Genomic DNA, 24,687 nt, shown 5'->3' on the forward strand with positions numbered 1-24,687 from the left:
TACTGCATTGTAGGAGATTTCGGACTAAGCAAATGTGAAAAATTGTCTCATAATTTTGCTATGCGTTAAAATCAAGCCGCTTTTTCCATATTGCTTGCGCTGGGACAAATTGTTGCGCTTCTAAATCGGCAGCAGGCTAGGAGGGCGACCTTGCAAAATATCTTCTGTGCGTATGTGAACTGCTGCTTTCGATTCTGGATGCGTGAGGATGTAAAAATTATTAGCCTTAATTGCTGCAAATACAGCATCGGCAACTTGCTGGGGCGCGATGCCAGCTTCGACCGCTTTGGTAATCGCTGCACCAGTTTTCAGGCTGACTTTTTCTAATTGTTCAGGCTTACTGCGATCGTCAATATCGCGGTGACGTTCGGAATCGGTAATGCGCGTTTTGACCCAACTAGGGCAGAGCACCGAAACACCAATCTTTGATTTGCGTAAAGTCAGGTCGTGATACAAACCTTCGCTCAATGCCACCACGCCAAATTTACTCACGTTATAGGCGGCTAGTGCTGGTTCAGAAATCAGACCTGCTAACGAGGCAGTATTCACGATGTGACCCTCTTCGCCATTGGCCAGCATACGCGGGATGAAAGCACGCAATGCATGGGTCACACCATACAGGTTGATCCCCATAATCCATTCCCAATCTTTAGCAGTCGTTTCCCAAGCAGATTTGGTGAAAGCGACACCAGCGTTATTCACCAATAGATGTACGTTGCCAAATTGGGTAAACGCTTTTTCTGCCAAAGCTAGAATGGCGCTTTCTTGGGCAACATCGGTGACGACGCCAATTACTTCAGTGCCCGCATCACGAAGCTCTGCCACGGTTTTATTCAACATCTCGGTGCTGATGTCAGCCAATACCAATTTCATTCCTTCTGCGGCAGCGGCGAGCGCGATGGCTTTGCCTATTCCCTCTGCTGCGCCTGTGATGACGGCGACTTTGCCTTTCAGTTCTTGCATGCTGTTCTCCGGTTCTCTGATGGTGGTTTTTGTATAATTATCGAAAGCTGATTAATTCTGGGCGCTGATGTGTTTCTAAATGCGCTGTACTATTCAAGTACCCCAAGCCGATACGCTTGGTGCCGATTTGTAGTTTGCTGACGCCGCTGTTGAGTAAGCTGGCATTTAAATCAAAAATACGTTGATCACTGATGCCGAGCACGTCTTGCAGCAGAGCTGAGATGGTGCCGCCCGAGGTGAAAATCCACATGTTGTGCTGTTCACTTTTTGTTTCTGACAAGCGTTGTAGAGCAAGTCGGCAACGCTGTTGAAATTGCACCCAGCTTTCCTTGTAGTCGTTATATTCGCCATTGACCCAGCGATTCACCGCTGCCGCGAACATTTGCTGAAACGCGCGCCGTGGATGGGGATGATTGTTGAATGATTGTTTCAACGCACGAAAATCCGCAAATTCAGGATGGTTTCTGAGCAAAACATCTTGATGATCAAATTCATCAAAGCCAGCGTCGACGATCCACTCCGTTTCTGGAAAATCGTCTGGCGAATTTCTAAATTGCTGCAGGCATTGTTGTGCGGTTTGGCGATGGCGGCGGTTGCTGCCCATTACCACCTGGCTAAGTGTTTCCCCGTTTTGTTTAAACCAATCGCCCAAAAGACGTGACTGTTCTTCGCCAAGCGGCGACAGCTGATCATAATCGTCAGCATCAAAGCTGGCTTGACCGTGCCGGATTAAATAAATATGACTCATATTTCTTCGACTTACAAACGTGAGGCATTGATCAGGCGCAGGCAACGTTTTTCCAGATAGTTGCTGAGTTTGCCAAAGTCGGCAAAGGCAGGATTGGTGGTTTGCCTATGAAAAAAGCGGTAGTAAATTTGTTGCACAATCACCGCTAAACGGAACAGTCCGAAGATCGCATAAAAATCGAAATTGTCGACGTGATAGCCGGTTTTTTCGCCGTAATAAGCGATCACTTCTTGGCGAGTCAACATGCCGGGCAAATGGGTGGGTTGGCGGCGTACTGATTGAAATACCGCATCGTCATCGGCCTGTACCCAATACGCGAGCGTATTTCCTAAATCCATCAAAGGATCACCGAGCGTTGCCATTTCCCAATCGAGCACGCCGATGACTTCGGTCGGATGATCTGGATTTAACACCACATTATCAAAACGGAAGTCATTGTGGATTAGACAGGTAGTGAGGTCTTGCGCAGGCATTTTGTCCTGCAGCCATTGCATCACCCTTTCAAAGTCACCGACATCGTCGGTTTTTGCTTGACGATAACGTTCAGACCAACCTGAGACTTGGCGTGCCACATAACCCGCACCTTTGGCGATCGAAGCTAATCCTGCTTGCTGATAGTCGATCTGATGTAACTCTATCATTTTGTCGATGACGTTCAGGCACAAACGGCGCGTATCTTCCGCCGATAACACCAAATCCTTGGGTAGATTCTGGCGCGGAATAATGCCATGCAAGCGCTCCATGACGTAGAAGTCACAGTCCATGATCGCAGGATCATTACAAGTCGCGATCACTTCCGGTACGTAGCGATACACCGGTTTCAGTGCGCTCATGATCTTCGCTTCGCGCAGCATGTCATGCGCTGATTTGGCGCGATGTCCAAACGGTGGTCGGCGCAAGATCAAGTCGCGTTCTGGATAGCGCAATAAGTAAGTGAGATTCGATGCGCCACCGGGGAATTGTTCTATCTCTGGTTCGCCATGTAGGGCGGGTAAATGATCGCGTATAAAGGCGCTGACTTTTTCGCTGTCAAGCTCTTCTCCGGCGCGTACGGTTGATGCGGTATCTAGCAAGGTAGTCATAGTGATCGTATTCTTCGCATTCTTCGTATTTTTTATTCGGAAATGCCGAGGCGTTTAGCTTGTTTTTTTAGTTCAAGTTTCGCGATTAAGCCGCGATGTACTTCATCCGGTCCATCTGCGATGCGCAGCACGCGCGCGTAGGCGTACAAAGCGGTCAGTGGAAAATCATCGGATAAACCTGCACCGCCATGCATTTGCATAGCGGCATCGATGACCTGCGTTGCAACGTTGGGCGCGATCACTTTGATTTGCGAAATCTCGCTCATCGCCCCTTTGACGCCGACGGTATCCATCATCCACGCTGCTTTCAAAGTTAGTAGTCTTGCCTGTTCGATTGCCATGCGCGCGTTGGCAATGATGTCGCCATTACCGCCAAGCTTGGTCAAAGGTTTGCCGAAGGCGACCCGACTCATCGCACGTTCGCACAACAGTTCTAATGCAAATTCTGCAGCACCGATCGCACGCATGCAATGATGAATTCGACCTGGCCCTAAGCGTCCTTGCGCGATTTCAAATCCGCGTCCTAAGCCACCGATGATGGATGATAAAGGCAGACGCACATTGGTGAAGCTGACTTCGCCATGGCCATAGGGTTCGTCTAGTGTGTGGAATACTGGGAGCATGCGTTCTATCTTGACGCCCGGCGTGTCTAGTGGCACCAAGATCATGGAATGCTGTTGATGCTTATCCGCCAGCTCGTCGCTGAGACCCATAAAAATTAGCACTTTGCAGTTGGGATGACCAATGCCAGAACTCCACCATTTGCGACCATTTAACACGACTTCATCACCTTCCAAGATCGCTGTTGCTGCCATATTTGTTGCGTCGCTAGAAGCGACCTCAGGTTCTGTCATGCAGAAGGCGGAACGGATTTCACCCGCCATCAAAGGTTTGAGCCAGCGCTGCTTTTGTTCGTCCGAGCCGTATTTGACTAGCACTTCCATATTCCCAGTGTCGGGCGCATTGCAGTTGAAGACCTCTGGCGCGATCATGGAGCGACCCGTGATTTCCGCTAAAGGCGCATAGTCAATATTCGATAGGCGTGCACCGTCTTCAGGTAAAAACAGATTCCATAATCCTGCTGCTTTCGCCTTGGCTTTGAGTTCTTCCATGATGGACGGTTGCTGCCACTGCGTCCAGTCAGTACCACCTCGCAATTGAGCAGCGTAGATTTTTTCTGCGGGAACTACATGCTCCTGCATGAAAGACTGCATGCGAGCAATTAGATCGGCGGCAGTGTCGGAGTGGGCGAAGTTCATAGTGCGCTTTCAAATGGGTGAAGTGCTAATGCCAAGTTTGTTGTATCAGCATACGGTCTCGTACTTAATTATTCAAATGAATAATATGAATGTGACATAATTCATTTCATGCATATATCTCGTACCGATCTCAATTTATTTGTCGTCCTTGATGCCATTTATAGTCAAGGCAATATCACGCGTGCCAGCCAGACTTTACATCTTAGTCAGCCCGCGCTCAGTCATGCTCTCGCTCGTTTGCGCACCATGTTTGATGATCCCTTGTTTGTGCGGCAAGGGGCAGTCATGGTACCGACGCCATTTACTCGTAGCATCATCACGCAAGTGCGCCAGGGATTACAGTTGTTTGAAGCAAGTTTGCAAACTGAGCAAAATTTTAATCCTATGCAGACGCAACGCAATTTCAATTTGGGGTTACGTGATGTGTTTGAAGCGACAGTTTTGCCACCTTTATTACAAAGAATCATGCAACAAGCACCGGGCATTAGCATTGCCAGCGTGCGTGTGGATAGACGTGAGATCGAACCTGCACTGAGCAGCGGCAATCTTGATATGGTGCTGGAAGTGCCAATTCCACTGTCAGGCAATATCCGCCAACAGCGCGTATCGCGTGATCGCTTGATTGTGCTATCGCGTAAAGGGCACCCACAGATGCCGAAGAAAAAAAATTTGCCACTCGACCTCTCGACTTACTTGCAGCAAGGGCATGTATTGGTGTCATCGCGTCGTCAGGGTATGGGTTTAGAAGATTTCGAATTAAATCGCGAAGGTTTGCGACGCCAGATTAGTTTGCGCTGCCAACATTATTTTGCAGCCTGTCGCGTAGTAAGCGAAACCGATTTGTTGCTGACCATGCCAGAACAATACGGAAAAATTGCGAATGCACAGTTTATGAACCGAATTGACCCGTTTCCCTTAGCAACACAACCCATCGATGCACATTTATATTGGCATGTGAGTGCAGAAAACGATACTGCGAATGTTTGGTTACGCCAGCAATTGATTGTATTGATGAATGGAGAGTAAGCTCTTGTTGAATCAAGTAGTGATATTAAAAGCCTCGTAGGCTGGTTCGTCTGCGTGTCCCGCTTCATATTTTTTGATTTGTAGTTTTGAAGTATTTTCAAAAAACTTTCTTACGAACAAGTGATTTAAATTAAGAAAGTAGATAGTAAGCGTGCAAACAATAAATAAAAACATCACAAAAAAACTGGAGACATCATGGCTTTACTTGAACTGTTGGCAAAGGAAAGGACGATTGCGGGCAAAGGCTTTAATCGTTGGTTAGTACCACCCGCGGCATTGGCGATTCATCTGTGCATAGGCATGGCGTACGGATTTTCCGTATTTTGGTTACCCTTATCGAAAGCCATAGGCATCAAAGACCCAGTCGCCTGCGCCAAGGACATCGGTATTTTGGCCGAAATTTTTTCCAGCAATTGCGACTGGAAGATCTCCATGCTAGGTTGGATGTATACCTTATTCTTTGTCCTGCTTGGTTCGTCGGCGGCGATCTGGGGCGGATGGTTGGAACACGCGGGGCCGCGCAAAGCGGGCGTGGTATCTGCATTATGTTGGTGTGGTGGTTTGGTGATTTCAGCGTTCGGAATTCATACGCATCAAATCTGGCTGATGTGGATGGGTTCAGGCGTGATTGGCGGTATTGGACTTGGCCTTGGTTATATTTCTCCCGTATCGACCTTGATTAAATGGTTTCCTGACCGGCGCGGCATGGCGACTGGCATGGCGATCATGGGATTTGGTGGCGGTGCCATGATAGGTGCACCATTCGCGAATAAATTAATGACGTATTTTGCGACCCCTACATCAGTCGGCGTGATGGAAACTTTTTTGGTGATGGCAGCGATTTATTTTGTATTCATGATGGGCGGTGCTTTATCGTATCGCGTTCCGCCAACTGGCTGGAAACCAGCAGGCTGGACACCACCGCCAGCGAGCAATAACAGTATGATTACCCAAAAGCATGTGCACGTGAGCCGAGTCTGGGGTATCCCGCAATTCTGGTTGGTATGGGGCGTACTGTGCCTGAATGTGTCAGCCGGTATCGGCATTCTCGGCATGTCTTCGCCATTGTTGCAAGAAGTGTTTGCCGGACGCTTAATTGGTATCGATGTTGCGTTTAATGATTTGAATGCGGCGCAAAAAATGCAGATCGCTGCGATTGCGGCTGGATTTACCGGACTACTTTCTTTGTTCAATATTGGTGGACGTTTTGTGTGGGCGTCAATGTCCGATTACATAGGACGTAAAGCGACTTATTTTGTATTCTTCATCTTGGGATTTTGTTTGTACGCCGCCATTCCGAGTTTTGGGCAAGCAGGAAGTTTAGCCTTATTTGTTGGCGCTTTTTGTATTATTCTGTCTATGTATGGCGGCGGCTTTGCCACTGTACCCGCGTATCTGGCAGATTTGTTTGGTACCCAAATGGTTGGCGCGATTCATGGTCGCTTATTGACAGCTTGGGCAACAGCCGGTGTGCTCGGTCCGGTGCTCGTGAATTACATTCGTGAATATCAATTAGCGCACGGCGTGGCGAAGGCGGATTCTTATACCATCACCATGTATATTTTGGCCGGCATGTTGGTATTGGGATGTACTTGTAATGCCATGATACGTCCAGTCGCTGATAAATATTTTATGACGGAAGCCGAGTTGGCGGTCGAGCGTAAGCTGGCGAATGATCGTGCATTTGCGGCGGAAGTTGGTACTGTTGACATTGTTGGTGGCGATAAGTCTTCCAGCCTTGTGCTGGTGATAGTTGCATGGCTGGCGGTGGGTTTGCCCTTGGCGTGGGGTGTACTGACGACGCTAGAAAAAGCTGTGGTGTTGTTTAAATAGCGGTCGTGGCGGATCATGTGCATGATCCGCCCGCAGCAAAATTGGTGTTGAAAATAGCGATAAGAATAAAAAGTAAAATATAAAAATAGAAGCCGAGAAAAATAGGATCTGATAATGAGCAAAGTAGTGATACCCATTCATCCAACGAAGGATGCTGAAAAAGCAGGCGCTATGCAAGGTGCAAGTAAACAACGCAAACGCGAAGCGCCGAAAGGGCGCCGTGTCGATCCGCAAGCCTTAGCAGAAGTGCAGGCCTTGTTGGGAGATGCGCCGCGCACAGCAGATATGCTGATCGAACATTTACACAAAATTCAGGATCACTACAAGGCTTTATCGGCAGCCCACTTAGCGGCATTGGCGCAAGAATTACGTCTGGCGCAAACCGAAGTGTATGAAGTCGCTACCTTCTACCATCACTTCGATGTGGTGAAAGAAAATGAAGCCATGCCCGCTGGATTGACGGTGCGGGTTTGCAACGGCTTATCTTGCGAAATGGCGGGTGCTCAAAGCCTGTTAGACAGATTGCCCGCTCTACTCGGTGCAGAAGTTCGTGTTATCGCGGCACCTTGCATAGGTCGCTGCGAGCAAGCACCCGCAGTCGTAGTCGGGCAACATGGCATCGCACAGGCAGATCTTGTCAAAGTCGAAGCCGCGGTGCAAAGCGGGCAGCTGAGCGCAGAAGTTGGTCATTACATGGATTACGCCGCTTATCAGGCACAAGGTGGTTACGCACTGTTAAAGGAATGTGTCAGTGGCAATCGCGAATTAGAAAGCGTGTTACGGACCATGGAAGATTCCGGTTTGCGCGGACTCGGCGGCGCTGGTTTTCCAGCCGGACGTAAATGGCGCATCGTCGGAGCAGAAGCTGGGCCACGCTTGATGGCAGTGAATATTGATGAAGGTGAGCCCGGTACTTTTAAAGATAGATTTCATTTGGAGCGTGATCCGCATCGGTTTTTGGAAGGCATGCTGATTGCAGCTTGGGCGGTCGGCATTGCAGATATTTATATTTATCTCCGCGATGAATACCATGCTTGTCGCGCTATCTTAGAACAAGAGTTGGTGCGCTTACGTACCGAACCGCCCATCGCTAATATGCCGACGATACATTTGCGGCGCGGTGCTGGTGCCTACATTTGCGGTGAAGAATCCGCGATGATCGAATCGATAGAAGGCAAGCGCGGCATTCCCCGTTTGCGCCCACCGTATGTGGCGCAAGTCGGTTTGTTTGGACGCCCAACGCTACAACATAATTTTGAAACCTTGTTCTGGGTGCGCGATATTTTGGAAAAAGGTGGCGCTTGGTTTGGCGCGCAGGGACGCAATGGTCGTAAAGGATTGCGTTCATTCTCGGTCTCTGGACGAGTAAAAAATCCCGGTGTGAAACTGGCACCAGCGGGGATTACGATACAAGAATTGATCGATGAATACTGCGGTGGTATGGCCGACGGCGAAGTGCTTTATGCCTACCTGCCAGGCGGTGCGTCGGGTGGTATTTTGCCAGCCAGTATGAATACCATACCGCTTGATTTTGATACTCTGCAACCTCATGGATGCTTCATTGGTTCTGCCGCAGTGGTGGTTTTATCAGAACGCGACAGTGCGGTGAATGCAGCACGCAATTTGATGCATTTCTTCCAGCATGAGTCTTGTGGTCAATGTACACCGTGTCGGGCGGGCACCGCTAAAGCGTCAGCGCTGATTGCGCAAGTTCATTGGGATCTGCCTTTGTTGGCAGAGCTTTCCACGGTGATGCGCGATGCCTCAATTTGTGGTCTAGGCCAAGCCGCGCCCAATCCTGTCGATTGTGTGGTGAAGTATTTTCCGCACGAGCTCAATCCAGTGAATCAGTAATTTCGTAAGAGCGACAACACTATGAATGCAATTACCCGCAGCCAGATGGCAGAGATGAATGTTCCTACTGTAAATTTCAGCCTGAATGGTAAAGAAATCACAGCGCGCAGCAATGAATTACTGATAGAGATCGCTAAGCGTGAAGGTGTCGAGATTCCGCACCTATGTTATCGCTCCGGCATGGAAAGCGTCGGCAATTGTCGGGCTTGTATGGTCGAGATTAATGGTGAACGCGTGCTGGCACCGAGTTGCTGCCGTTATCCTTCCAATGGCATGCAAGTCGTGACTGACAGCACACGCGCAATCAACGCGCAAAAAATGGTGCTTGAATTATTGCAAGCGGATATGCCAGAAACCAGCTATACACGGCATAACGAAGTCGATCAATGGGCAGAGAAATTACAAGTCGGTAAACCCCGCTTCGCCGCATCGGCAAACCGTGTGCCAGTGCCACAAGATGCCTCGCACGCAGCGATCACCGTGAACTTGGATGCCTGCATACAATGCACGCGCTGTTTGCGCGCTTGTCGTGATGAGCAAGTGAATGATGTGATAGGTATGGCTTTCCGTGGTGATGCCTCGAAAATTGTGTTCGATATGGATGACGCGATGGGCGCATCGACCTGTGTCGCTTGCGGCGAATGTGTGCAAGCTTGCCCGACCGGTGCCTTGATGCCAGCGCGTGATGCTGCCTTGGCAGTGCCGGATAAACAAGTGGAATCGGTTTGTCCTTATTGTGGCGTCGGCTGCCAGCTCACCTATAACGTAAAAGACAATCATATTCTTTTTGTTGAAGGTCGTGATGGCCCGGCGAATCATGCACGTTTGTGCGTGAAAGGCCGTTATGGTTTCGATTACGCGCATCATCCGCATCGTTTAACGGTGCCTTTAATCCGTCGTCCAGAAGCAAAAAAAACTGGTGACTTCGTCATGGATCCTGCGCATGTGATGGAGGTATTTCGAGAAGCGAGCTGGGAAGAAGCATTGGCATTCGCGGGTGGAAAACTCAAACAAATCCGCGATACCAAAGGTAAAAAAGCACTGGCCGGATTTGGTTCTGCCAAAGGCAGTAATGAAGAAGCCTATCTGTTTCAAAAGCTGGTCAGAGTCGGCTTTGGCAGTAACAATGTTGATCACTGTACGCGCCTGTGTCACGCGTCATCGGTGACTGCTTTGTTAGAAGGTATAGGCTCCGGTGCGGTATCCAATCCGGTGATGGATGTGACGAAAGCGGAAGTCGTGATTGTGATCGGTGCGAATCCGACGGTGAATCATCCGGTCGCTGCGACTTGGATTAAGAACGCGATAGAAAATGGCACCAAGCTCGTAGTGATGGACCCACGCAAATCCGATCTGGCGCGCATGGCACATCGTTATTTACAGTTTAAGCCTGACACCGATGTCGCTTTGCTCAATGCCATGATGCACGTGATCGTGCACGAGAATTTGGTGGATAAAGAATTCATCACTAGCCGCACCATAGGCTACGCAGAATTAGAAAAAAACGTTGCTGGTTACAGTCCGGAATTGATGGCACCGATTTGCGGCATAGACGCTGACACGATCCGCGATGTCGCACGCCTATATGCGACTTCAAAAGGCTCGATGATCTTGTGGGGCATGGGTGTGTCGCAACACGTCCATGGTACTGACAATGCACGTTGCCTGATCGCGCTGGCCTTGATGACAGGGCAAATCGGAAAACCGGGCAGTGGTTTGCATCCTTTGCGCGGACAAAACAATGTGCAGGGCGCATCCGACGCCGGTTTGATTCCTATGATGTATCCCGATTATCAACGTGTCGATAATGCCGCCGCGCGTGCCCGTTTTGAGCAAGCTTGGCAGTTACCAGCAGATACTTTAGATCCGCAACCAGGTTTGACCGTCGTTGAAATCATGCATGCGATTAAGCGGGGTGAAATCAATGGCATGTACATCATGGGTGAGAATCCGGCCATGTCTGATCCTGATGCAAATCATGCGCGCGAGTCTCTAGCCGCGCTTGATCATTTGGTGGTGCAAGATATCTTTCTGACAGAGACTGCTTATTTAGCCGACGTGATTTTGCCCGCTTCCGCCTTCCCCGAAAAAACCGGCAGCTTCACGAATACGGATCGCTTGGTGCAAATGGGACGTCAAGCGATTGATCCACCCGGACAAGCGAAACAAGATTTGTGGATCATCCAGCAAATGGCGCAACAACTTGGCTTGGATTGGCAGTATCCGAATGTCGGTGCGGTGTTTGATGAAATGCGTCACACCATGCCGAATATTGCCGGCATTACTTGGGAGCGTTTAGAGCGCGAACATGCGGTTACTTATCCTTGTCGTCACGAAGGTGATGCCGGTGAATCGGTAGTGTTTACCAAAGAGTTTCCGCGTGAAACCGGACGTGCGCGTTTTGTTCCGGCTGACATTATTCCAGCCGACGAACGCCCCGATGCGGATTACCCTATGGTGCTGATCACTGGTCGTCAACTCGAACACTGGCACACTGGCAGCATGACTCGCCGCACCGCGGTACTCGATGCAATCGAACCCGATCCAGTCGCATTGGTCCATCCGCTTGATTTGGTAGACATGGGCGGACAACCCGGCGACATCGTCACGATCACGTCACGCCGTGGAGAAGTAAGCTTGTATGCCCGCGCCGACGACAGTTCACCACGCGGTGCGGTGTTTGTGCCGTTCTGCTATTACGAAGCAGCGATCAATAAACTCACCAATGCGGCGCTCGATCCTTATGGAAAAATTCCTGAATTTAAATACTGCGCAATTAAGATAGTGTTGGGTGGAACAGAACCCGTGCAGGGTAGTTATGGCGGCGGTCAGGTGTTGGCGAAGTTACAGCAATAATTTGAAACCAGTACCTCTTGAGATTAGAAGAATTTGGTATCTAGATTACTTTCTTCTGAGTATTGTCCAAAAAATCGTAATTAATATGCCAATAGGGATGAGGCAGAGCACGAAAAAAAGTTTGAATGTGCTTAAAAGCAATAAGTGTATAGACTCTTGTTGACTGATTTTTTGACGGCAGTTTAACTTTTTATACATTTTAGGCTTCTTAGGCGATAAGTTGACGTATAGCTGCGGCTTCTTCATTCAACTGAGTTTGAAATTTGCCGTAATTTGATAGGTGCAGATGCTGATATATTTTAGTTTCTTTTATTGCTGTTAGTTTGGGTAATACTTGTTTCTGTTGAGCTTTTGGGAGCCATTGAAAGAGCTCGGTTGAATGCATTAGCCGAATGACGCCAGCCGATAGGAATATATGCCTGGGTTCACCTCGTGTCACTAATGAGTTTATAAATTGGAGATGGTTGTAATCAAGATCGCTAACATCGAGTTTATTGCGACCAACAGTGGGAAGGTGAAGTAATTCTATAAATGAAACTTCGGCAGCATTTTTGGGAGAGAACCCAATTCGAGAAAAATTTATGTGGTATCGCCTACCATCGCCGCGGTAAGAGGGTAGAAGAAATGGATGGTGGACTAAATGTTTCTGCCAAAATGCAACACCGTCTAAGTGATAGTCCAGTACATCTTGAAAGCTCGAAGTATTTTCAAGATTCCCTGCGTAATTTGCGTCTAATCCAACGAAAATAAATTTTGCGTTTTCAGGAACTGCACCTTGAAATGGTCTATCTCTAAAGAGTCGCGTCAATTCATGATTCGGATGTGCTTGATACATAATCAGGTAGGCTAGTTAGTTTACGCTAGGTGAAATTAACACGCATATAACACAATGACAAGGATACTCAACAATAAAACACAAAATTCTTGCCTGGTTTTCGATAACATCAGATTTGATGGATAAAACGTTAGATGTGTTCATGTATGGCACTAAGTGCTACAATTTAAATCCTTCTAATAGGTCCATAAACGCATGCGAATTTTCAAGACAAGGTGGTTTGCTCGCTGGGCTTCGAAAGAGGGCATGTCAGATCAAGCCTTAATTGATGCGGTGGCTGAATTGGATCAGGGCTTGATTGATGCAAATCTGGGCGGTAATGTCGTTAAGAAACGTGTTGGTATTGCGGGGCGTGGGAAAAGTGCTGGCTTAAGAACTATTCTTGCTTTTAAGTTTAAAGATATGGCCTTCTTTTTATACGGTTTTGCGAAAAATCAACAAGACAATATTGACGATAAAGAATTGAAGGCCTTGAAACTCTTAGCAAGACATTTGTTAGCGTATGACGCTAATGCGCTAGAAGTCGCAAAGAGTGAGCAAGAATTGGTAGAAGTGGAAATTGGAGTGAATCATGGCAAAAAACGATAAGTTGTTGGATGTATTGCATGGGACCGCGCAGGGCTTACATGCTGCAGGTACGATGGATGCGATGACTATGCGTGAATTTGATGCGCTGTGTTTGACGCCAGTGCAAGAATACAGCGCCGAACAAATTAAGAAATTGCGTTTGCGTTTTAAAGCTAGCCAAACGGTGTTTGCGGCATATCTTAATACCAGTCCATCGACAGTGCAGAAATGGGAACAAGGTCAAAAGCACCCAAACGGTGCATCATTAAAATTATTAAATTTGATTGATCGAAAAGGTCTTGAATTGCTGGCATAGATTCATGAGATAGCCAGATGCAAAGTGTGCAACATCCCTTACTGTCTTCTGCTAGCATCCACCTCACGCAAGACGTCGAGGTGCTGGATGAACACGGGCGCAGCTCAGTGATTGCGATTCCGGCGGAAAGACCTTTAACGGTTTACATCGATAAGCGCGAATTGGTGACTTTGATGACATTAGGCGCAAATCCTGAAGCCTTAGTGCTCGGCTATTTGCGTAATCAACGCTTGGTGCGCAACTTGGATGAAATTGTCTCGGTGCAAGTAGATTGGTCGGTCGATGCCGCTGCTGTGATTACCCGTAATGGTATTGCTGATATTCAAGAGCGCACCGCTAAAAAAGTCGTGACCACAGGGTGCGGTCAAGGCTCGGTGTATGGCGGTTTGATGGATGAAGTTGATACCTTGGTATTGCCCGCAGACGCCCAATTAAAGCAATCGGTGCTGTACCGCATCGTCGATACCATACGCACTCAACAATCGGTCTACAAACGCGCTGGCTCGGTTCACGGCTGCGCTTTGTTTTCTGATAGCGGTGAGCTGCTGTACTTTATCGAAGATGTCGGTCGTCACAATGCCGTCGATGCGATTGCTGGTTTGATGTGGCTAGACGACCTTAAGGGTGGTGACAAAATTTTTTATACTACGGGGCGCCTGACCTCAGAAATGGTGATCAAAGGCGCGCAGATGGGTATTCCGTTTTTGCTCTCGCGTTCAGGCACCACGCAGATGGGGCACATGGTCGCGCAAAAGCTCGATATGGCCTTGTTGGCACGTTGCAGCGGCAAACATTTTCTGTTGTTAAGTGGCAAACATCGTTTAGTCTACGAACCTCATCTATTGGATGCGACGCTCAAGTTGGCTTGATAGGCAGCCTGCTAAGCAGAAAAATCTACCATTTAATTGATCTGTCATACCTATTGCATCTCGACTATGCAATATGCTGGCTGAATGAAGCCTAAATCGGTATTTAGTCAAAATTTATCGAAGTCATAAATTAAATTGAGTTGATCTATCGGTCTCTGCTCTCTAGAATCGAATCCATTGCAGTTCCAAACTTGTTGTTGAACTTACTTTAGAGCTTATTCCAGGAGATTGATATGACGAACGAAGCAAAATGCCCTTTCAACCATGGTGCAGCAAAACACGCAGTCGCCGCAGGCGCACCGACGAACGCGAGTTGGTGGCCGAATCAACTTAAATTAAATATTCTGCACCAGCACTCACCCAAGTCGAATCCTATGGGGGAAGATTTTGATTATGCGACAGAATTCAAGTCGCTTGATCTGAATGCGGTGGTGGACGATCTCAAGGTATTGATGACCGATTCACAAGACTGGTGGCCAGCCGATTGGGGTCACTACGGTGGTTTGATGATACGCATGGCGTGGCATGCAGCGGGTACCTATCGTGTGTCCGATGGTCGCGGCGGCGCAGGTACAGGCAACCAACGTTTCGCCCCTTTGAATAGCTGGCCAGATAACGGCAATCTCGATAAAGCACGCCGTTTGTTATGGCCTATCAAACAAAAATACGGTCGTAAAATTTCATGGGCAGATTTGTTCGTTTTAGCGGGCAACGTCGCGCTGGAATCCATGGGCTTTAAGACATTTGGTTTCGCTGGTGGACGCGAAGACATCTATCAACCAGAAGAAGATATCTACTGGGGTTCAGAAACCGAATGGCTCGCAACCAGTGATAAAGCAAATAGCCGTTATGCTGGCTCAGTCGCAGGCTCACGTGACTTAGAAAATCCTTTGGCTGCAGTACAAATGGGTTTGATTTATGTGAATCCAGAAGGCCCAGATGGTAATCCTGATCCAGTCGCTTCCGGTCGTGATGTACGTGAAACTTTTGCACGTATGGCGATGAATGATGAAGAAACAGTTGCCTTGGTGGCGGGTGGTCATACATTTGGCAAAGCGCACGGCGCTGGCGATCCGACGTTGGTTGGACCAGAACCAGAAGCGGCAGGCATAGCAGAGCAGGGCTTGGGTTGGATCAATCAATTGGGTTCGGGTAAAGGCGTACATACGACGACAAGCGGTATAGAAGGCGCATGGAAACCAAATCCTACGACTTGGGACAACGGCTATTTCGATATGCTGTTCGGTTATGAGTGGGAGCTGACCAAGAGCCCAGCTGGTGCCAAACAATGGGTGGCAAAAGACTGCAAACCTGAACACTTGATTCCTGACGCACATGACGCTAGTAAGAAACATCCTCCGATGATGACGACGGCTGACCTGTCCTTGCGACATGACCCTGCCTACGAAAAAATCGCTCGTCGTTTCCATCAAAATCCTGCGGAGTTTGCGGACGCCTTTGCACGTGCTTGGTTCAAATTGACACACCGTGATATGGGACCTGTAGCGCGATATTTAGGTGCCTTGGTACCAAGCGAAACGCTGATCTGGCAAGATCCGATTCCTGCTGTGAATCATGCTGTAGTAGATGCAAGCGATATCGCTGCATTGAAAGCGAAAGTGTTGGCATCAGGTTTAAGTATTTCTCAATTGGTTAACACGGCATGGTCATCCGCCTCGACCTTCCGTGGCAGTGATAAACGTGGCGGTGCCAATGGTGCGCGTATCCGTTTATCACCACAGCGTGATTGGGAAGCGAATCAGCCATTAGAGTTGAATAAAGTGTTGGCGAGCTTGGAAACGATACAGCAAGAATTCAATGCGGCGCAATCCAGTGGCAAGAAAATCTCTCTGGCAGATTTAATCGTATTGGCTGGTGCAGCAGCGATTGAAGCCGCGGCGAAGAAAGCGGGACAAGATGTGCAAGTTCCATTCGCACCAGGGCGTATGGATGCATCGCAAGAACAAACGGATGTTGAATCATTTGCCGTATTAGAGCCAGCTGCCGACGGTTTCCGTAACTATGTGCGTGCGGGTTTAGAAAAACATGCAGCAGAGCTACTGATTGATAGAGCGCAATTGCTGAACTTGAGTGCGCCGGAAATGACAGTGCTGATCGGAGGTTTGCGATCTTTAAATGCGAACACAAGCAAGACTCAGCACGGTGTCTTCACTCAGCGTCCAGAAACTCTGAGCAATGATTTCTTCGTCAACTTGCTGGATATGAGCACTAAGTGGCAGCCATCAAATACAGCAGGCGTGCTCGAAGGTTGCGATCGTCAAAGTGGCGCAGTGAAGTGGACAGGCACCACGGTTGATCTGGTGTTTGGTTCCAATTCACAATTACGTGCCTTGGCCGAAGTGTATGCGAGTGGTGATGCGCAGCAAAAGTTTGTGAATGATTTCATCGCGGCTTGGAATAAAGTGATGAACGCAGACCGTTTTGATTTGGTGTGAATGTATTTCGAAAACGTTTTTCTCTCTTCGGTGAGAGATGATTGAAAAGTAGGGCGGGTGCAACCCGCGCCGCCAGAACGTGGTGCAATGCTAGCCGACCTATTTGCGGCGCGGGTTGCACCCGCCCTACAAATGCCAAGCCCAACAATTTGAGACAGTTTTATCTCAAATTGTTGGCTTCGTTATGCTCAGTGCCAACCTACGGCATCTGTTTCAAACCGCGAGGGCAAAGGTAACAAACGTTCCAAGGTCTCTCGAATTCGCAACAACTGCGGATCATTCGACGCGGCATTATCGCTGGTGTCATTGATGCAGAAAAACACCAGTTCACCAAAGCGTGCGCTTAAGTCAGCAAACTGTTGTTCGGCGTCGCTATCACCACTGCAAATGTAGCGATACTCAATTTCTCGTAAATAAGCGAGGCCCCGATGCAGCATCCAGCGCGGTACCAGATCGGGCACGATAGGTGGCCGCTGCCAGTCGCGAAACACGGTTTGTCTGACTTGTTCAAATAAATCTGGTGCTTCTTTTTCTAACTCTAATAAAACGCTTTTCAGCATAGGGCGCGGTGCATGTGCAAAGATGCGATGCACGTGTTGGTAGAGCGGATAACGTTGCTGTAACCAGTGCTTGGATAAAATAGAGGCGTTGACCAAAGCGGTCTCATCTTTTTGTAGCGTGCCGTAATCGGGGACTTGTTCTTGCTCCTTAAATACGGCAACACCATGTTGTCCAAACCAACTTTCCACATTCACAGGCGCACCAAAAAAGACATCGTCGTTCAGATAAATAAATTTCTCGGACAAATGCGGAATATGATGCAAATACGATTCAATATGACCCGAATCGAAAACCGGTAACGCTGTCGCAGGAATAATACTGGTGTGATCGATCAGCGTCATCCCTGCGGTGTCTTGTAACCAATCTGGCTTCTGGCCGTCAGTGACGAGATAGACATGACCATGATTCGGGAAGAATTTTTCTAAGGCGCGCAGATTGAAACGTAGTTCTTGATTGTCGCGATAGCGTCCGGCGACATCGCCATGGCGCGCCAGTTTTTGGCGTTCGACATCGTCTGAATTCGTCAGCGCATACTGACGTTTTGCGCGCCAGATCGGATCAGCGCCATCTACCCATAAATAGACGATATCAATTTTGTCTTTGGAATGATTCACAGCAGGAAGAAGGTTAGTTGATAAAGAAACAAACAGCAGATCGTTTTTTTGCTCGATTCAGCTGTTCAGTCTGGAAGTTGTTGCTATTGCTTTGAGCCTTATTTAGGCGATGCCGTTCTACAGATCCCGCACTCTACCTGAAAAGCCCGATTAAGGTTGGAGACACGCCATCGCTGCAACAATTGAGATTGGTTACCAGCCAAAAAACTCTGCAACCATTGTGAATTTACATTAAGCGGACTATGCTTGACTCTTCTCGTCATTCAAATTTGAGAGTCCCGTATGAAACTTATTTCTTGTCAATGTCGGCTATCGATACTCTGTGCAATGTTGGTGTGCGGCGCTTTTACTTCGACAGCGTCAGCACAAACAATGCCCGTGGGTGCCGACGTTCAACTTTGGCAGAAGGCATTGAAAATTCATCGTTCTGCCATCATCGTCGATGGCCATAACGATATCCCCACGCCGCTGGTCGATGAAGATTTTAATCTCGCGGCCAATTCAGTTGGCGTCTGGCATAAAGATGGCGATCCGTTTCATACGGACTTAGCACGTATTAAAGCCAGTGGTGTTACCGCCGAATTTTTCTCTATCTATGTTTCAGGCGATACGCTTAAAACGGGTGGTGCAATGCACCGAGCGATGGATATGATCGATAGTCGTAATCGCGAAGTTGAACGTCACCCTCAGGCATTGTCAACATGCACGACGGTGGCTGAAATCCGACAAGCGAAAAAGCAGCACAAAACGTGTGCGATGATGGGAATAGAAGGTGGCTACGCTATAGAAAATTCACTTTATGCCTTGCGCAATTTTTATCGACTTGGCGTGCGCTACATGACGCTGACACACAATGTTTCGCACGCTTGGGCGGATGCACACAATGACGTTCCTAAAAATAATGGACTCAGCCCGTTTGGTAAAGATGTAGTGCGTGAAATGAACCGTTTGGGAATGCTGGTTGATATCTCGCATGTGTCTGAAAAAGTCATGAACGACGTGCTCGATATTTCGACCGCACCTTTGATCGCGTCGCACTCAGGTGCACGTGGTGTCAACGACCACACTCGTAATGTTCCCGATGCAATATTAAAGCGTCTCGTGAAAAATGGTGGCGTAGTCATGATTAATTTCTTCCCTGTTTTCTTAGATGCCAGAACCCAAGCTGAGAGCCAGCAAAGAGAGATAAAACTCAAAACAGAGTTAGATGCCTTACAAGCGCAGTACAAAGATAATCCAGAAGCCAAAGCAGTGGCTGAACGCCAATTATTGGCCGCGCATCCTATCTACATCGCTGATTACACCCGCATCGTTGATCACATCGATCACATCAAAAAAATAGCCGGGATTGAGCATATTGGTATCGGCGCCGATTACGACGGCATTCCTATGTTGCCAACGGGCATGAACGGGATGGAAGATTTGGCCTTAGTCACTTATGAAATGCTGCGTCGTGGCTACACCGAAGTTGAGATTAAACAGGTCTTGGGTGAAAACTTTTTACGTGCACTGGCAAAAGCTGAAAAGCTCGCGCATATTCAAACTCGAAAAATTAGTGGTGATGGGAGTCTAAGTAAAATGAAATAAGCTGAAATAAATCTAAGTAAGCCTGAAGTGCGAGCAATCAAATCAAACATCAGCAAATCTTTTTTAAGTCTGGATCGGTGTATGGGGCTCGCTACCGATTGGTATGCAGTAACAAATAGCTATTAGCACCAAAGTGCAATTGGAGTAGAACTGAAACTTATTTATAGTGAGCCAGATATTACCCGATCAGATTTGTTCATCTGACACTTGAGGTAAATCTGGCGCTAGGCAATTTATAGATCGAGACATGACTACAAATATTGATTTCATGCTAAAAAATTTTCTGGAGCTTAAGCTGGGGGTGCACCAATCGCATCTGCCAGGAGTAGTTAAGGCCTTGCGATGGATCGTCATATTAGGCGTCGTGCAAGTTGTTTCTTACTTTATTCCTACCCCAGAAAATTACTATGGTATGGAACACTATCTTGTGTTGCATACGACGATGGAAACCGTTTCCATTTTCATCTCGATGATGGTATTTATCGTCGCATGGAACTCACGAGCCAGTCGTTATCCACATAGCTTGATCGTGTTGTCCAGCTTGTTTTTTGTCGTTTCGTTTCTCGATTTTTCACACACACTTTCCTATCCAGGAATGTCAAATTTTTTCACTGAAAATGACACAAACAAATATTTGAATTTTTGGATGGCGGCTCGGTTTATTGCCAGTTTAGGTTTGCTTACTTTCGCTTTGCAATCATTCGAACGCATGACGAGTCGATTCAAAAAGTATGTCATGTTCCTCTCGGTGTTGACTGTTTCTTTTGTTTTCAGCTGGCTGGTAGTCGTACATGAGGACTATTTTCCAATTTGGTTTATTCCTGGATCAGGATTAACGCCAATCAAAAAAGATTTTGAATACCTGATTATTGCTCTCAATATCGTTACTGCCGTAATTCTCTGGAAAAGACTAAAGTCTTCTCAGGCTTTAGATATTAGCTTGATGTGGGGCGCGGTATGTATTATGGCCATGGGTGAATTATTTTTCACCCTATACACGACCAAGACGGGCGCTTATAACGTGCTCGGTCATCTGTATAAAGTCATCGCTTATATTTTGATTTATCGGGCGGTTGTCGTTGAGGCGATAGAGCGCCCTTACCGCGATCTCGAAGAGTCGCAGAAAAATCTTGAATTGACCGTGAATGCCTCGAATACCGGTTTGTGGGATTTAAACTGGCTTACGAAAGAAACCTCGTTTTCCTCAGTGTGGAAGCAGCAAGTTGGTTATGCCGCGCATGAATTGGCTAACCATTACGACACATGGTTGGCGCTCCTGCATCCAGAAGATCGACAACGCGCAATTGACGTGTTCCAGACTTTCTTAGATACACCATCAATGACGAAATATGAGAACGAATTTCGACTTTGTCATAAAGACGGTAGTTATCGGTGGATCTTTGCGCGTGGCGAAAAAATCAAGGCGGCAAATGGTTTGGTCGAGAGAGTGGTCGGATCGCATACCGACATTACTGTCAGAAAGGTCGAAGAAGATCGTTTCCGCAGTGCGGTGCAGGCGTCCCCGAATGCCATGATCATGGTGAACGCCAAAGGTATCATCGTCCTCACCAATTCGCAGACCGAGAGTATGTTTGAGTATCCCGATGGTGGACTGATCGGATTGCATCTGGATAATTTGATTCCTCGTTCAGTGGAATCAAGTCATCAGCGCAATGTTGAAAACTATCTGAAAAGCCCATCTGACCGACCAATGGGGCAAGGACGATTGCTATTTGCGCGACGTTGCAATGGTGAAGAGTTCCGCGTCGAGATCGGTTTGACGCCAATCACCGCGCAAGATGGAATTTATGTACTGGCATCAGTAGTTGATATCACGTCGAGAATTGAAGCGGAACGTCGTATTGAGAAATTGATTAACTATGATTTGTTGACCGAATTACCGAACCGGCAATTGATGATGGATCGCATGCAGCATGCGATGACCGCTGCCCAGCGTTCGGGTTCGCGCTTGGCGTTGTTGTACATGAATCTGGATCGTTTTAAACATATCAATGACACCTTAGGGCATAACGCAGGAGATGCTTTATTGATTGAAATTGCTAAGCGCTTATCATCAATCATTAAAAATACCGATACCGTAGCCAGAATCGCTGGTGACGAATTTGCACTCGTTTTGGAAGACGTGAACGAAGATGACGTTGCCCGTATGGCGGGTAAGGTACTGGAAGTCGTCGCAACAGGATTTCTGTTTGAAGGGCAGGAAGTGGTATTGACGCCCTCCATTGGCATCGCGATGTTTCCGCAAGATGGCCAAGATGGCGAGAGTTTGTTCCTCAGTGCTGACACAGCAATGAACAAAGTCAAAGAAGACGGGCGCAATGACTTCCGCTTTTTTGCTAAGGCCATGCAACAACGTACCGCACGCATGTTGCAGTTAGAAAGCGCCATGCACCACGCGCTGGAGCGCAATCAATTCCAACTATTGTATCAACCGCAACTGACGATGGATGGCAAAACGGTGATCGGGGTTGAAGCACTTTTACGTTGGACGCATCCTGAACTCGGTTTTATTTCGCCTGCTGAATTCATACCTTTGGCAGAAAGCAATGGTCTGATTATTCCGATTGGTACTTGGGTATTACGTACTGCGCTATTGCAGTTAAAGAGCTGGATTGATGCAGGAATGAAGCCAGTGATTATGGCGGTGAATTTATCTGCAATTCAATTTCGCCACCCTAACTTGCGAGGGATGGTGACAGGGATCTTAAATGAAGTGGCTTTGCCGCCCGAATATCTGGAACTTGAATTGACCGAGAGTGTCGCAACAGCGGATCCGGTGAATGCGATCGCGGTTATGAATGAACTCCACAATTTAGGCATACGCCTCGCGATTGATGATTTTGGCACGGGTTATTCTTCGTTGAGTTATTTGAAGAAATTCAAAGTCTATAAACTCAAAATTGACCAGTCATTTGTGCGCGATATTGCGACTGATTCAGACGATAGGGCGATTGTGACAGCGATTATTCAAATGTCAAAGGGTCTGGGGTTTAGAACCATCGCGGAGGGCGTCGAGACCCAAGCCCAATCTGATTTCTTGATGGCACAGGGATGCGATGAATTTCAAGGCTATATTTTCAGCAAGCCTCTACCGGCAGCGCAGGCGTTGGAATTAATTCATACACAGCAGCAAGCAAATTTAAAATTGTGACAAATCACAAAATAAATTTTACCATTGGCATTTCCTTTTTTCTGAAGGTAAGAGATTAATTCCGATCGCCAATAGAACCCATGAAACTCATCGCCAAAAAAAGCACGCCATCGGACAAATATGATCAGCTCAATTTTGTCAGAGACGATGGCAGTAGTAGTCAGTGCAGCATGCCACGTCAAGGTATTTTGCCGCACGATCTCATTCATTATGTCGTCGAATCTGCATTGCCCTTTGAATTCGGATTTCTGAGTTTAGTCGCACACGGTGCTGACCCGACATTTGTGATGGAAAGCGTGCATGATAAAAATAACGCGCAAGTCAGCGCCGAGGCAGTTCAGGTAGAAGCCATCGTCGAAGCCTTACAAACGCAATTGTGGGCAGGCCAGTTCGATACCGAGATGTTTATCTACGCTGCCGAGATGGCTTGCACTGCGCGTAATACGGCACCGTACTCATTTGCCGAGATCGAACCCCGCACAGCGTTGTTTGAGCCCGCACTGGCTTTGGCGCAGGAATGGGCAGCAGTTAATTTTTCTTCCACGCTAGAACGCCATTTTAAGTCAAAGACATCATTCAAAAAAATTGAATGATGTCTTCAAACTGGCTCAGCCTAGGCGGTTTTTGTTAGTCGCATAATTCTCCCATCGCATCAGTATTTGTTTGTCAGCATTGGCAAACCTAAGCAAGCTGATGCGCCTAACCGGAGAACAACATGCTTACTTTAAGAAAATCACAAGACCGCGGTCACGCAGATCATGGCTGGTTAAAAAGCCAGCACAGCTTTTCCTTTGCCAACTATTACGATCCTGAGCACACAGGCTGGGGTAACTTATTAGTCATCAACGAAGACCGTATTGCTCCCGGCACAGGTTTTGGCACGCACGGCCATCGCGATATGGAAATCATCAGCTATGTCTTGTCAGGCGAACTGGCGCACAAAGATAGCATGGGCAATGTGAAAGGTATTCCACCTGGCGACGTGCAACGCATGAGTGCAGGGACTGGCGTGCGCCACAGTGAATTTAATCATGCCGAAGGCCAGCAAACGCATTTCCTGCAAATTTGGATACGTCCAAAGTTGTTGGACATCGAACCAGGCTATGAACAAAAAACCATACCAGGCGCAAACAAACGCGGTGCTTTGTGCTTGGTCGCCTCGCCAGATGGTGCGGGACATTCGGTATCGATGAATGCCGATGCTGCGCTCTACGCAGGCTTATTTGATGGCGCGGAACAGGCAGAAATGCGTTTGAGCCCTGCTCGTAAAGCTTACGTGCATTTGATTCGCGGTGAGTTGACAGTGAATGGCCAGCAATTAAACAGCGGCGATGCTTTATTGGTCGCGGATGAAAGCAGCTTGCAGTTCAGTCAGGGTCAAGACGCCGAAGTATTAGTCTTTGATCTGGCCGCGTAGTTTTCACAATCTAGCAGGATCAAATTGCCTCTTGGCTCAAGGGTTTCGAATTGAGCTACAAACGCCGGGCCTTACTTTCCCTTTCCCGCAAGCTGGAGAGGGCTAGGGTGAAGGTGGTTTGAAATTTGCGACAATCTTAAAAAGCGCAATATAGCAAAGCGAATTCTTCCGAACAATATCCGAATTCCGTCCGGAAGAATACCCGCAAAATAGCAAACAACGTTGCATCAAAAGATAACATATTGAAAGGAAACATCATGTTTAATCAATTACAAAATCCCTTCGCCTTCGCGGCTCGTCTCTTAATCGCAGCCCTATTTTTACCGGCAGGTCTCGCCAAAATCACAGGCTTCGCTGGCACGGTAGGCTATATCGCGTCAGTCGGCTTACCTGCACCCACATTGGCCGCTGCGGCTGCAGTCATACTAGAAATCGGTGGTGGCATCGCTTTGCTCGTTGGTCTGGGCACACGCTACGCTGCGTTAGCACTTGCCTTCTTCACGCTAGTCGCTTCCTTCATTTTCCACGCCTACTGGGCTGTACCTGCGGATCAAGCTTACGTCACACAATTATTGTTTTTCAAAAACATCGCCGTCGCCGGCGGCCTGATGGCAATCGCTGCATTCGGTGCAGGTGGCTGGAGTTTGGATGCGCAGCGTGGGGATTGATTGA

General features: G+C 47.9%; 19 protein-coding genes. 13 read left to right on the top strand and 6 right to left on the bottom strand.

Features of this window, described 5'->3' with window-relative positions; all coding sequences use genetic code 11:
* Positions 1–120: 120 nt before the first annotated feature.
* Genes ACO0KW_RS13395 through ACO0KW_RS13410 form a run of 4 tightly spaced genes read right to left on the bottom strand, consistent with a single transcriptional unit; the run spans position 121 to position 4,052 of the window.
* Positions 121–963: an SDR family NAD(P)-dependent oxidoreductase gene (locus tag ACO0KW_RS13395; RefSeq protein WP_423053672.1), complete on the bottom strand. Its 843-nt coding sequence runs from the start codon at positions 961–963 to the stop codon at positions 121–123.
* A 37-nt stretch (positions 964–1,000) separates the two neighbouring features.
* Positions 1,001–1,711 (bottom strand): histidine phosphatase family protein, encoded by a 711-nt coding sequence (locus tag ACO0KW_RS13400; RefSeq protein ID WP_423053673.1) that lies wholly within the window; start codon positions 1,709–1,711, stop codon positions 1,001–1,003.
* Between the two features lie 11 nt (positions 1,712–1,722).
* Positions 1,723–2,793, bottom strand: coding sequence for a phosphotransferase family protein (locus ACO0KW_RS13405; RefSeq protein ID WP_423053674.1), 1,071 nt, complete (start codon positions 2,791–2,793; stop codon positions 1,723–1,725).
* 32 nt (positions 2,794–2,825) lie between these two features.
* A complete protein-coding gene (locus ACO0KW_RS13410) occupies positions 2,826–4,052 on the bottom strand; it encodes an acyl-CoA dehydrogenase family protein (RefSeq protein WP_423053675.1) in 1,227 nt (408 codons plus the stop codon).
* Positions 4,053–4,160: 108 nt separating this feature from the next.
* Here ACO0KW_RS13410 and ACO0KW_RS13415 point away from each other — a divergent pair, with 108 nt between their 5' ends.
* From ACO0KW_RS13415 to fdhF, 4 genes are all read left to right on the top strand, one after another.
* Positions 4,161–5,078 (top strand): LysR substrate-binding domain-containing protein, encoded by a 918-nt coding sequence (locus ACO0KW_RS13415; RefSeq protein WP_423053676.1) that lies wholly within the window; start codon positions 4,161–4,163, stop codon positions 5,076–5,078.
* Between the two features lie 195 nt (positions 5,079–5,273).
* Entirely contained in the window at positions 5,274–6,911 is a 1,638-nt protein-coding gene (locus ACO0KW_RS13420) for an OFA family MFS transporter (RefSeq protein WP_423053677.1), read from the top strand.
* 114 nt (positions 6,912–7,025) lie between these two features.
* Positions 7,026–8,765, top strand: a complete 1,740-nt coding sequence (locus ACO0KW_RS13425; RefSeq protein WP_423053679.1) for an NADH-ubiquinone oxidoreductase-F iron-sulfur binding region domain-containing protein — start codon at positions 7,026–7,028, stop codon at positions 8,763–8,765.
* Between the two features lie 21 nt (positions 8,766–8,786).
* Entirely contained in the window at positions 8,787–11,621 is a 2,835-nt protein-coding gene (gene fdhF / locus ACO0KW_RS13430) for a formate dehydrogenase subunit alpha (RefSeq protein ID WP_423053681.1), read from the top strand.
* A gap of 208 nt (positions 11,622–11,829) precedes the next feature.
* Here the strand turns inward: fdhF and ACO0KW_RS13435 are convergent, their stop codons facing one another.
* On the bottom strand, positions 11,830–12,456 hold the full coding sequence (locus tag ACO0KW_RS13435) for a hypothetical protein (protein ID WP_423053683.1): 627 nt from the start codon (positions 12,454–12,456) through the stop codon (positions 11,830–11,832).
* A 195-nt stretch (positions 12,457–12,651) separates the two neighbouring features.
* Here ACO0KW_RS13435 and ACO0KW_RS13440 point away from each other — a divergent pair, with 195 nt between their 5' ends.
* The 4 genes from ACO0KW_RS13440 (at position 12,652) to katG (ending at position 16,664) form a co-directional block, all read left to right on the top strand.
* Entirely contained in the window at positions 12,652–13,044 is a 393-nt protein-coding gene (locus tag ACO0KW_RS13440; protein ID WP_423053684.1) for a type II toxin-antitoxin system RelE/ParE family toxin, read from the top strand.
* Positions 13,028–13,339 carry a helix-turn-helix domain-containing protein gene (locus tag ACO0KW_RS13445; RefSeq protein ID WP_423053686.1) on the top strand — a complete coding sequence of 104 codons (312 nt, stop codon included), beginning with the start codon at positions 13,028–13,030 and terminating at the stop codon, positions 13,337–13,339. Before ACO0KW_RS13440 ends, ACO0KW_RS13445 begins: the two co-directional genes overlap by 17 nt.
* 17 nt (positions 13,340–13,356) lie before the next feature.
* Entirely contained in the window at positions 13,357–14,208 is an 852-nt protein-coding gene (locus ACO0KW_RS13450; RefSeq protein WP_423053688.1) for a formate dehydrogenase accessory sulfurtransferase FdhD, read from the top strand.
* 233 nt (positions 14,209–14,441) lie between these two features.
* Positions 14,442–16,664: a catalase/peroxidase HPI gene (katG, locus tag ACO0KW_RS13455; RefSeq protein ID WP_423053689.1), complete on the top strand. Its 2,223-nt coding sequence runs from the start codon at positions 14,442–14,444 to the stop codon at positions 16,662–16,664.
* Between the two features lie 188 nt (positions 16,665–16,852).
* On the opposite strand, the gene ACO0KW_RS13460 is transcribed toward katG, so the two are convergent.
* Positions 16,853–17,839, bottom strand: coding sequence for a Stealth CR1 domain-containing protein (locus ACO0KW_RS13460; RefSeq protein WP_423053691.1), 987 nt, complete (start codon positions 17,837–17,839; stop codon positions 16,853–16,855).
* A 282-nt stretch (positions 17,840–18,121) separates the two neighbouring features.
* Here ACO0KW_RS13460 and ACO0KW_RS13465 point away from each other — a divergent pair, with 282 nt between their 5' ends.
* The 5 genes from ACO0KW_RS13465 (at position 18,122) to ACO0KW_RS13485 (ending at position 24,683) form a co-directional block, all read left to right on the top strand.
* Positions 18,122–19,426, top strand: a complete 1,305-nt coding sequence (locus tag ACO0KW_RS13465; RefSeq protein WP_423053693.1) for a dipeptidase — start codon at positions 18,122–18,124, stop codon at positions 19,424–19,426.
* A gap of 247 nt (positions 19,427–19,673) precedes the next feature.
* A complete protein-coding gene (locus ACO0KW_RS13470) occupies positions 19,674–22,598 on the top strand; it encodes a bifunctional diguanylate cyclase/phosphodiesterase (RefSeq protein WP_423053695.1) in 2,925 nt (974 codons plus the stop codon).
* An 80-nt stretch (positions 22,599–22,678) separates the two neighbouring features.
* Positions 22,679–23,191, top strand: a complete 513-nt coding sequence (locus ACO0KW_RS13475; RefSeq protein WP_423053697.1) for a hypothetical protein — start codon at positions 22,679–22,681, stop codon at positions 23,189–23,191.
* A gap of 122 nt (positions 23,192–23,313) precedes the next feature.
* Positions 23,314–24,015, top strand: a complete 702-nt coding sequence (locus ACO0KW_RS13480; protein ID WP_423053699.1) for a pirin family protein — start codon at positions 23,314–23,316, stop codon at positions 24,013–24,015.
* Positions 24,016–24,272: 257 nt separating this feature from the next.
* Positions 24,273–24,683: a DoxX family protein gene (locus ACO0KW_RS13485; protein WP_423053701.1), complete on the top strand. Its 411-nt coding sequence runs from the start codon at positions 24,273–24,275 to the stop codon at positions 24,681–24,683.
* Positions 24,684–24,687: the final 4 nt, after the last annotated feature.

Origin of the sequence: Undibacterium sp. Ji22W, from assembly GCF_049340305.1 — a bacterium.
GTDB lineage: Bacteria > Pseudomonadota > Gammaproteobacteria > Burkholderiales > Burkholderiaceae_D > Undibacterium.